Raw genomic sequence first — 10,932 nt, 5'->3', positions numbered from 1 at the left:
GCCTTCTGCCTTAAAGCGCGTAACCTTTCATCATCACCAAAAGCTGACAAGAACCCTAATTCCGATAGAATTGCATCGGCTAATTCTACGTGGGCTGCTGGTGTACCTAGTATTCTGCGGAACTTAGCCGCACAAGCTGCTCCTTGTGCTAAGGCTGGCAGATAAGCTCCGGCGGCGGCTCCTAAAGCTTCTAGAGTTTCACGTTGTACACCACCAATAGAACTGCATACATAGCCAATACCACACCACAGATCCGGCTGTCTGCTCTTCGAGAAAGTAGCGATCGTTTGTTGGATATGAGTGACATCACCAGCGTCTATCAACCAAATACTCCGACCTAATCCTTGGTCAAAAATGCGACTAGTATAACCAGAGAAGTATTCAGGTCTTGGTTGACCATAGAGAAAGTCTTGCCAGTGAAGCATACCAGATTGAAAGCCATAGCCATCTGCGATCGCCCACACACGTAAAGGATTAAATGGCTCTAAGTAGGATGTAATGAATGGCTCTAGTGGTAGCCGATCCGTCGCCAACAACGCACCTACCCCCAAGAACACCATAAGTTGGTAAGCTACACTCGTACCTGCGGTAAAAGCCTCTACTCGATTGAATTCCCCAGGTGTACCTAGATCCTGTTTAGCAAGTGCCATGCCAACTCCCTCTAGGGCAAATCCGAGTAATTCAGGCTCCATTGTCTGCAATTTAGCTAAAATTGCTTTTGGTTCTTCACCAGTAGCAACTAACTCGTTGATACCCAACACAGCCCGCCTTACCTTGACAAATCGCTGCTTTGTTGCTGGATCAAGTGCCTGAATGCCACGTTGCTCTCTCGCCTTCAGTAATGAAGCTAGCCAAGGGTCCATTTGATCCTTTTGTGTCTTCTCTACTGTCTGTTCTGTCTGTACCATTTTGATTCTCCTGTTTAAATCTTTTACCTTTTGCCTATTTTCCAGTCAGTCAATCAATCATGAAAAAATCCATGCCCAATGCCCCAGTTTCAAGCTAGTAGGGCAATTCTGCTCTGACGTAACAGATGTATGCGGTAAGATTGCCAGTTTTTCTGGTCTGGTGTATCTATTGTGGTGAAAGGGCTGTCTAACATTTTGTCTACAGTCTTTGCTGCTGCTTCAGCTCCCATCCCGCAGATAACTTCACAAGCTAATTCCGTATAAACGGCTGGGTTGCCAATTAGTTGACGAGACTTGGCAGCTATTGCGGCTGCTTGAGCCAAAATCGGATGATAAGATCCCGCTGCTATTTTTAAAGCTTCCAAAGTTGGCCGTTCTACACCGCCAGCATAAGCACAAGCGTAACCAACTCCTCCCCAAAGGTTGAGCTGTCTTTCTGTTGGAAAAGCAGCGATCGTCTGCGGAATGCGAGTCACATCAGTACCGTCAATAAACCAAATACTCCGTCCCATTCCTTGATCGAAAACTTCGCAAGCATAGCCAGAAAGTGCTTCAGGTATGGGTTGACCTTGGAGATAATCTTGCCAGTGGGTAAAACCATGTTGAAAGCCATAGCCGTCAAGTACTAGCCAACTCTTGGTGAGGCTAAGTGATTTTAAATAAGGTTCGATAGGCAGCTTTTTTCTGCCCAGCATCAAACCTAAACCTACATACACAAAGTTCTCATAAGCGGCCCCAGAACCTTTGACAAAAGCCTCTACTCGGTTCTGTTCGGTAGGTGCAAGGACATCGCGTTGCGCTAAACCAGTGCCTACCCCCTCCAAGGCAAATCCCAGCAAGTCTACTGGAACTGCATTTAGTTTAGGAAGAATTGCCTCTAGTTCGTCAGTGGTAGTTGCCACTTGGTAGCCTTGACTGTACGTGCTATGTATTTTGCTAAGACGTTGCGCTACCTCGGACGGTAAAGGGGGAACTCCACGTAGTCTTCTTGTTTCGGATATGATATCTTGGGTCACTTTGATTTTCCTAATTTGAATTGTTGTTTTTTACTATTTCAAGCCGTGGCAGAAGGTTGATTCTGGACGAGGTAACAAAGAGCGCGAAACCGCAACCCCACCAACTGGTCATAGAGGGGATTGAGCTTACACAAGGGGGGAATGCGAGCGATCAAGTTACCGAACAATTGGATATCTCTTTCAAAGGGACAACTTGCTGGGATCACTCTGCATAAGAATTGCGCTAGTTTGAGATTATTAATTTCGATGGCATCCAGCTTTTGTCGGATTGGCCATAGTAAATTTAGCTGTAGTAAGTCAATTAATTGCTTGATCATCATCTGAAGTTGACTTGAATTATTGACGTTGATCGGTTTTGGTGAGGAAGTAATTAGCAAACCAAAACTCAAGTTATGCTAGCAAAAGCAAGGCTATTCTGCTTCCAGTTTTCGTTTAGCGCTCCTAGCTTGAGAAATTGGAGTTGACTCAGCAGCTTAAGAGACTGCTTCAATAAGTCCATACTTGATAAGCTGAGGTTTTCAATCCCCCAGACTCGCTTCCACTTGTTAATCAGAGTGCGAATTTGTTGATCGTAAATAGACAAATTTTCCGCTTCCCAACATCCATTACCCTGCGCCAGACTTTTGGTGGCAAAATCAGCAGCAATTTCTCCACTATTCATGCCAATTGCCATGCCATTGCAAGAGAAAGGATCGAGAAATGCTACTGCATCTCCCACCACTAAAAATCCATTGCCAGAAAATCTTTCATATTCCCAGTTATGATTCATGACTGGCGATGTGGGAGTGACTTTTTCGGCTGTTTGAATAGCCTGGGCTAGTGGTTTCCAATTGCCGACAGCTTCCTGAAATATTTTGTCCCAATTATGATGATTGGGGCTATCTTTTTCTCTTTCTAGAACAGCCATAATGCTGACTTGCTTGTCAGCAATGGGCATAGCTAAAACATAACCACGATCTAAAGTGACGGCTAAAATGCCGTTATCAGGAATAACTTCAGTGAAACTAGATCCAGTAAATTGGGAAAAAACTGCGATATGGTTATCCTGGTTTTTCTCTTTGCTGTTTGATCCCAAGCGATTTATCAGCGGTGTTTCCTGTCCTCTAGTGTCGATCACTACTCTGGCACTATATTCAATATCTTCATCAGGGGTGCGACACTTGATACCTGTAACTTGGTCATCTGCAAAGATAAAGTCTTTGACGATCGCAGTTGGTAGGTAAGTAGCACCCCGTCCCACAGCACGTTCTATCAAAACTTTTTCTAGGATTTCCCGATTTAGGCTCATGCCATAATGGCTACTAGTGCCTTCGTTCGGTTCAATGCCAATGTGGTAGATAAAATTATCACTGGCTGAAACGAGGCGGATCGGCTTGGGTGCAGCGATCGCAATGCCGATTTCTTTCTCAATATCCAGCCGTGTCAACAGGTCACGACTGATACCATAAAAAGTTTCTGGGAGTTGCAGCTTTTGTTGAAGCCCTCGGTCAACGATCAGAGTTTCCCATCCCTTCCTGGCTAGCAAATTCGCCGCAGTTATTCCGGCTGGCCCAGCACCGACAACAATAACGTCATATACCTTGTTCACCATATTCTTCCTTCATGACTTTCTCTTGTGAAAGTATCTGATACCATTTTGGATTTTGGATTTTGGATTTTAAATTGGAGAATTTCCCAATTTAAAATTGATTGACTAAATATTTGTGTTTAGCTTAAAGATGCTTCTGGAATCCAAATACCGTGAAAACCATAAGGAACTCGCTGCGGGATCAGCACTCTAGCTATAGGTTCAGTAGTTAGATCCTGGGCATTTAACACCAGCAATTCCGAGGCTTGGGTTGTACTGTCATAAACGAAGGTAATTAACCAGCCATCATCCTCAGCATTACTATTAGGGCGAGTCACAAAAACTGCTTCGCCACCATAACGACCCACTCCCAATTCGTACACTTGGGAGGAGTTATTTGTAAAGTCGTATTTCAGCAATCCATCAAAGCTAAATGCTGGCCTTTGCCCAGTTGCCATTTTTGCTGTATAAGCATATCTGCATTGCCGTCCCAATCTTTGCGGATTTAAACTGGGAAAATCTGATGCTACATCATCTAATGCTTCTTCTCTGACTGCACCTGTGCGGAGATTGAAACGTAAGCGGTATAGCCTTGGTCGATCATCATTAGTATCCTTGAATTTAGCAGGGATGTCAAGACATGTTGTGCCACTCATCCGAGAGGCGATTAGGACGATTTCTTCTCCCACTTCATAGGCATTGACAGTATGAAAAATATAGCAAGAAAGAGCCTCAAACCAGCGAATATTGCTGTTATCTCCATGACGAGTCAGAATGCCAAAGCGACTAGCAACATCGGACTCAAATAAGTAAGCTGATTCCCCTCGCATGATTCTTTCCATGCTAAAAGTTAAGGGCAGATACATGAAGATAGTATAGTTTTCAGTGATGGCGAAGTCGTGCATCATCACTGGTGCAGGGATGTCAATGGTAACGGTTTTTGTTAGCTCTCCTTGGGGTGACACAACGCTATATTGCAAATATGGTTCTGAAGTGACGGCGTAACCGTAGAACATCATTTCGCCAGTTTCGGGATCGATTTTGGGATGGGCTGTAAACCGAGATGCCAATTTACCTTGATAGTTGTATGGCCCAACTGTCTCTAAGTTCAGTACTGCAATTTCGTATGGTTCTGCTCCTTCCCAAAGAGCTAAAAGTCTTCCACCATGCCAGACTAAGGCAGTATTGGCAGTGTTTTTGAAAGGCCCAAACAGATTATTATGAGGAAGATCAAAATTAGGTGGTTCAGTTGGGCCTTTCCAAAGCGATCGCCCTGCTTCTACCTCCATCTTTAAAGCTCTAGTTTGCACGTAGCGATTGCGATAGGAAGCTTTACCGTTGTCGATTTGCACCCCATGTAACATCCCATCGCCATCAAACCACTGATGATCGCCAATGGGAGCAAATTTGGGATTTGGGCCATTGCGGACAAACATTCCAGATAAATCAGCAGGTAATTCACCGATTACTACGAGTTCATCACTGGTGATCTCTTGTTGTACTGGAGCAAAGTTTTCTTGCAGATAAGGACTGACTGTTGTTGTTACCATTTTTGTTCTCTTTGTAAACTTAAATCAATCGTAAATTTTTTGAGAATTATTCAGTTTGCAACTGGGAGCATCCCAAATATGCAAGTTTATTTTTATACGGTGTTTGGACTTAGAACGAGAATGAAATAACGAACCGCCAAGTCCGCCAAGAACGCAAAGGGAAGAGGTTTGTACAGGTTTTTTGTGCCAGTCCTGTGTCTTTTGGCAAAATTGGGATGCTCCCTTTGCAACTTGCAATTTAGCAAAACAAAAGTACAGAAATGCTATTAATTCTATTCTGCAATTAAGTAAGTCGGCGAAATTAAAGATAATTGGCGAAGGCTGTCATTTGTCCTTGGTCATTTGTCATTGGTAAGGGTTTCAAGCCTATTTACGTTTCGTGACATAGTTTGGTTTATTTCCACCGACTTACTTAGCGCTTTTTCACACCTTGGGAAGTAGAATAATATCTCCATTTTAAATCGAAGAGAAAAGACTTATTTAATACACTTCTTTGATAAGAAAAGTTTTCAAACCCAGCTTTACCATGATAACGACCCATACCACTTTCACCAACTCCTCCAAAAGGTAAGGAAGGAATAGTTAAATGCATGACTGTATCATTAATACAAACGCCACCTGATGTAGTTGACTGCAATACCTTAGTTTGATGTTGTTTATTATTAGAAAAGAAGTAAAGAGCTAAGGGTTTTGGTTTTTCGTTAATGATGGCGATCGCTTCATCTATATCTGTATACTCAATCACAGGAAGAATCGGCCCAAAAATCTCTTCTTGCATGATTTTGTCTCCCCAAGAGACTTTATCGATAACAGTGGGAGCAATGTAGAGGTCTTCAAGATCAGTATTTCCTCCTACTATAATTGTCCCATATTTTAGGAAACTAACAAGTCTAAAAAAATGTTTTTGGTTAATTATTCTGGAATAATTTGGACTGTCTAATGGCACATAGCCATAGAATTCTTTGATATATTTTTCAATCTTATTTAACAGCCTTGCTTTAATGTTTTTATGCACAAGCAGATAATCGGGAGCAGTGCAAGTTTGTCCAGCATTGATGAATTTTCCCCAGACAATCCGTTTAGCAGTATACTCTAAATGAGTGTTTTCATCAACAATACAAGGGCTTTTACCACCTAGTTCGAGAGTAACTGGAGTCAGATATTTAGCAGCAGCCGACATAACAATTTTACCAACTTCTGTGCCGCCAGTAAAAAATATATGATCAAATTTTTCTGCCAAAAGTTCTTGAGTGACTTCTACACCACCTTCAATAACCTTAATAAAACCAGATTCAAATGTTTTACTGATAATTTCAGCAATCACAACGGAGGATTGAGCAGATATTTCAGAAGGTTTCAAAACAGCACAATTGCCAGATGCGATCGCTCCAATTAAAGGAGTCATTACCAGGTTGAATGGATAATTCCAAGGGCCGATAATTAAAGTCACTCCAAAAGGTTCAGCATAAATGTGAGTTGACGCAGGAAACTGATGGTACGGAGTGGCAACTTTTTGTGGTTTTACCCAATTTTTAATCTGCTTGAGAGCATAATCAATTTCCTTGATAATACCGATGATTTCAAAGTAAGCATCAAAACCAGACTTATTTAAATCAGCCTTTAAAGCTTTAAAAATATTCGGTTGGTTTGCAGTTATTGCTTGCTTTAATTTTTGCAATTGGGCAATCCTAAAATCTACATCTTTAGTTTTCCCAGTCCGAAAAAACTGTTTTTGCTCTTCAAGAATATTCCTAATTTTTACTGGGGGTTGTGCGAGCATAATAAATCTCTCCTAATAATATATCAAATTGGGTAAAATTGCTTCATCTGCATACATCTAAGAAAGGAGAAGGAAATCTTGAAAGTCTCTGGAATTGAGCAACTATTTATTTTTTTTGAATATAAGATGCTCCGATCAGAGCTTTTAGAAAACCTTCCCTTTGATCTCTTGATCACCAAAACTTTGGTTACTCTTAAACCTCCGCTTTCACCAATTCCCGATTTTGAGTAGTAACTTGATCGTTTGATGGTTCTGTCACCTCTTTCGTCCAAGGTTCTAACTTGGCTGGAGAACGATAATTCTGGAAATCTTTTCTGATATTAGCGATGATACTGTTACCTGGGATATTTCTGGTTTTAATCCGAAATATCAAGTGATCCCAAGCAGCGTCAACAAATGCTTTGAACAAAGCAAAGACGTGTTTAAGATTACGCGGCGCTAAAACTCCCTTCAAACCATAAGCTTTCCACAAGAACTTCAGATACCAAAGAGCAACAAAGAAGTGAGACCATTGGATCGAAACATAAATGTTAGCTCGTTGAGGTTCATACTTAGTCAAGTGCAAGAAGTTATCGAAATCATTGCTCATGGTAAAACCAAAGGGCAATTGATCTGCGATGTGGGTATGTAAAAATCCTATATTGGCCTTACGCTCTACCAGTTCATCAAGATGTTCATACACCGCATTCATGATTTGGACGACGTATAAACGACCTGGTTTAGCCACAACATTTTTGAGGAAATCTACATCTAAATGCCATTTACCTACAAACATAGGAATCAGCATTTTGAACCACCAGATATTCTCTAGGTACATGCGCCAAGTCATGATACTAGCGTCACCAATTTGCTTTTCATGACGGCTGACCAAAACATTGGTGCGATCAACCATATTCAAAGCAAATCTGTTGTATAAAGCGCATTTTTCTTGGGCATTAGCCTCACCTGCTAACTTCGCACGGATAATTTCTGTGACACTTTCAATTTGAAAGGACATCATTGTTAGTCCTTGAGAATAGAAAGGATCAAAAATAGCTGCGGCATCACCAATTATGTACCAGTTATCTTGGGAGTACATCTGCTTACTCTTATGCGCTATCTTTGGCCAGTGATGGAAGTCAACTTCTTCTCCACTCTTGAGTAAGCGATAAACAACATTGTGATTAGCTTCTAGAAAAGCATAAAACTTTTCTTTGTTATTAACGGTATTAGGGGAAATAATGTCATGGTGGTAGAGTAGTCCAATGGACAATTCCATGTTTTGGGTGTCAGTTGGTAACATCCATACCCAATGTCCATGACCCATCCAGTGATTCGCTGCATAGTAGTGACTGCATGTACAAACATCAGGGTCATAACCACTATGGAAAATACTGCGATCGACGTTTCTGACTCGCATCCATACTGAACCATTGTTGATACCATAGAGGTTTTCTGGCCCAGTGATCACATTGTCCTTCTTACGGCCAATTAGGAACTTGCGACCCGCAGAATCAATCACATGCTTGGCTTTTAATTCTAAATGGCGATCGCCCATTTTGACATGTACAGTGTTCAGTTCATCGCCAGAGGGGAGATCCACATCCACGACTCGACCGTTATAAAATTCAGCCCCCATCTGCTGATTCATTTTCAGGAGATCCCGCTCAAATTTAGGGCGGTTGATTAGTACGGAAGCTAGAGGGGGTTGTTTAACAGTCCAGATATGATAGTAGTCTTCTGTGGTTTCAGTTTTTCCTGCTTCTTTAGCCCAGTGAAAATTTAAGCCAAACTTCGGTGGGTGATTTTCAATCATGTAATCATAAAGTCCCAACTCCTTACAAATCATCAGAGTGGAGATTTCAACAGTTGATTCACCAACCTTCATATCCCGATCAGTGCGTTCTTCAGGACGGGGATCAATTAAGGCAATCTTGATGTTGGGAACATTCAGCAGCAGGTGTCGAGCCTGACAGACTCCGCCGATGCCAGCACCCATAATTACAACATCGTAGACTTGAGATTGAGTATTGTTAATTGTCATTTTCTTGACTCTGACTAAAAGGTTTAGTTGGGTAAGGAATTATTTTGGAAGAGGGCGGTGATTCAGCTAGTACCGCAAGGCGGAAGTTAAAAGACTTTGATTCTGGGCTTTTGTAAGGTTGTAAATAGTGGGCTTATTTACGCCTTGATCTACTAGGTAGAGTATTTGAAACAGAATCCCCGATTCCTAACAATATGTACACTGTTGAATCGCAAGCTAGAAGTTAGTTACCAACTTCAGCTAATTCTGGAATTATCGACACCTGCTTGCCATTATCATTGGCATCTACAGTTGCCAGATTCTCCCAAGGCTGGAGTTCAATTCGGGGTTCATAGGTTTTGAACTCTTCTCTTTGCTTTGCAACTGCTGTGTTGGTGGGAATTTTTCTGGTTTGATACTCATAAACCAACTCATCTACGTAGGATTGAGCAGATACTTTCAGCAAGGTCAAAACTCGTTTAACATTCTTTGGTGCTAACAAACCTGGTAAACCAAATCCCTTCCACAAAAACTTCAGATACCATAAAGCAACAAAGAAATAGGTGTTTCTCATCTCTGCATAGATGTTGCAGTGTTTAGGCTCGTATTTACTGAGACCTATGTACTTGCTAACATCCTTAGTGATGGAATACCCAAAAGGCAATTCATCCAGACGATGAGTATACATAAATCCCAAATTCTGCTTTTTCTCCACTAGCTGGTCAAAGAGCTTATAGGCTTCTTCCAAAGTTTCGGCTACGACTGCACCACGTCCTTGTTTGCCAAACTTTTGGAGGAAGGGCAAATCTAAATGCCACTTGCCTATATACATCGGGATGAGTATCCCGAACCACCACATATTCTCTAGGAACATCCGCCAACTCATGATGCTAGCGTTACCGAGTTGTTTTTCATGGTGGCTAACGAGGTGATTATTCCGAGCAATCATATTCACAGCAAAGTTATTGTAGACCACCCGCTTCTTCTCTGCATCAGCTTCACCTGCAAATTTTGCCCGGATGATTTCTGTGACGTTCTCGATTTGAAAGGACATCATTGTCATCCCCATCGAGTAAAAGGGATCAAACATGGCTGCTGCATCACCAATAACATACCAGTTATCTCTGGAGTACATCTGCTTACTCTTATGCGCTAGCCTTGGTAGGTAATGAAAATCAACCTCCTCCCCGCTCTTGAGCAATTGATAGACAACATTGTGATTAGCCTCTAGAAAAGCAAAGAACTTTTCCTTGGTATTAACGCTTTGAGCAGGTATGACCTCATGGTGGTGAACTAGCCCAATAGACAATTCCATGCTTTGGGTATCCGTCGGGATCATCCACACCCAATGTCCCTGACCCATCCAGTGATTTGTCGCATAGTAATGGCTGCATGTAGCATTTGCAGGGTCATAACCACTATGGAAAATAGTGCGATCGACATTTCTGACTCGCATCCATGCGGAACCATTATTGACACCATAAAGGTTTTCTGCCCCAAAAACCAAATTGTCTGTCTTGCGACCGATGATGAACTTGCGGCCAGCAGCATCAATGACGTGTTTAGCCTTTAGTTCCAATTGGCGATCGCCCAGTTTGACTTGTACAGTATTTAGCTCATCGCCAGAGGTAAAGTCAACATCCACAACTCGACCGTTGTAAAATTCAACCCCCATTTCCTGATTCATTTTCAGGACATCCCGCTCAAACTTGGCGCGATGAATCAGAATAGAAGCTAGGGGCGGCTGGCGAGTAGCCCAGAGATGATAATAGTCATCTGTGTTTTCGGTTTGGGCTGGGTCTTTGGGCCAATGAAAATTCAAGCCAAACTTGGGTGGATGATTTTCAATCATATAATCATAAAGTCCCAACTCCTTACAAATCATCAGAGTGGAGATTTCGACGGTTGATTCACCAACCTTCATATCCTTGTCAGCCCGTTCTTCAGAACGAGGATCGACTAAGGCAATCTTAATGTCGGGAATATTCAGCAGTAGGTGTCGAGCTTGGCAGATTCCAGCCATTCCAGCACCCATAATCACAACATCGTAAGTTTGAGATTGAGTATTGTTCGTCAACATTGGCTTTTCCGTAGTTACAAGTTGCGGTT

General features: G+C 42.1%; 8 protein-coding genes. All 8 read right to left on the bottom strand.

What is annotated here, in order from left to right; translation table 11 throughout:
* The coding region (locus HWQ36_RS34295) for a DUF1702 family protein (protein ID WP_292711670.1) at nucleotides 1–908 on the bottom strand (908 nt) is incomplete at its 3' end.
* Between the two features lie 89 nt (nucleotides 909–997).
* Entirely contained in the window at nucleotides 998–1,930 is a 933-nt protein-coding gene (locus HWQ36_RS34290; RefSeq protein WP_292711679.1) for a DUF1702 family protein, read from the bottom strand.
* 32 nt (nucleotides 1,931–1,962) lie between these two features.
* Nucleotides 1,963–2,274: a Mo-dependent nitrogenase C-terminal domain-containing protein gene (locus tag HWQ36_RS34285; RefSeq protein WP_292711676.1), complete on the bottom strand. Its 312-nt coding sequence runs from the start codon at nucleotides 2,272–2,274 to the stop codon at nucleotides 1,963–1,965.
* A gap of 35 nt (nucleotides 2,275–2,309) precedes the next feature.
* On the bottom strand, nucleotides 2,310–3,515 hold the full coding sequence (locus HWQ36_RS34280; RefSeq protein ID WP_292711667.1) for an NAD(P)/FAD-dependent oxidoreductase: 1,206 nt from the start codon (nucleotides 3,513–3,515) through the stop codon (nucleotides 2,310–2,312).
* A 116-nt stretch (nucleotides 3,516–3,631) separates the two neighbouring features.
* The gene (locus HWQ36_RS34275) at nucleotides 3,632–5,041 is read right to left on the bottom strand and encodes a carotenoid oxygenase family protein (RefSeq protein WP_292711664.1); all 1,410 of its coding nucleotides are present in this window, start codon (nucleotides 5,039–5,041) and stop codon (nucleotides 3,632–3,634) included.
* A 412-nt stretch (nucleotides 5,042–5,453) separates the two neighbouring features.
* Nucleotides 5,454–6,821 carry an aldehyde dehydrogenase gene (locus HWQ36_RS34270; RefSeq protein WP_292711661.1) on the bottom strand — a complete coding sequence of 456 codons (1,368 nt, stop codon included), beginning with the start codon at nucleotides 6,819–6,821 and terminating at the stop codon, nucleotides 5,454–5,456.
* A 193-nt stretch (nucleotides 6,822–7,014) separates the two neighbouring features.
* Nucleotides 7,015–8,844: a tryptophan 7-halogenase gene (locus tag HWQ36_RS34265; RefSeq protein ID WP_292711658.1), complete on the bottom strand. Its 1,830-nt coding sequence runs from the start codon at nucleotides 8,842–8,844 to the stop codon at nucleotides 7,015–7,017.
* 223 nt (nucleotides 8,845–9,067) lie between these two features.
* The gene (locus HWQ36_RS34260; RefSeq protein ID WP_292711655.1) at nucleotides 9,068–10,903 is read right to left on the bottom strand and encodes a tryptophan 7-halogenase; all 1,836 of its coding nucleotides are present in this window, start codon (nucleotides 10,901–10,903) and stop codon (nucleotides 9,068–9,070) included.
* Nucleotides 10,904–10,932: the final 29 nt, after the last annotated feature.

The sequence above is a fragment of the Nostoc sp. NMS2 genome (assembly GCF_017115105.1).
Classification (GTDB): Bacteria; Cyanobacteriota; Cyanobacteriia; order Cyanobacteriales; family Nostocaceae; genus Nostoc.
Note: the sequence above shows the minus strand (reverse complement) of the source record. Positions and strands in the feature narration are given on the sequence as shown.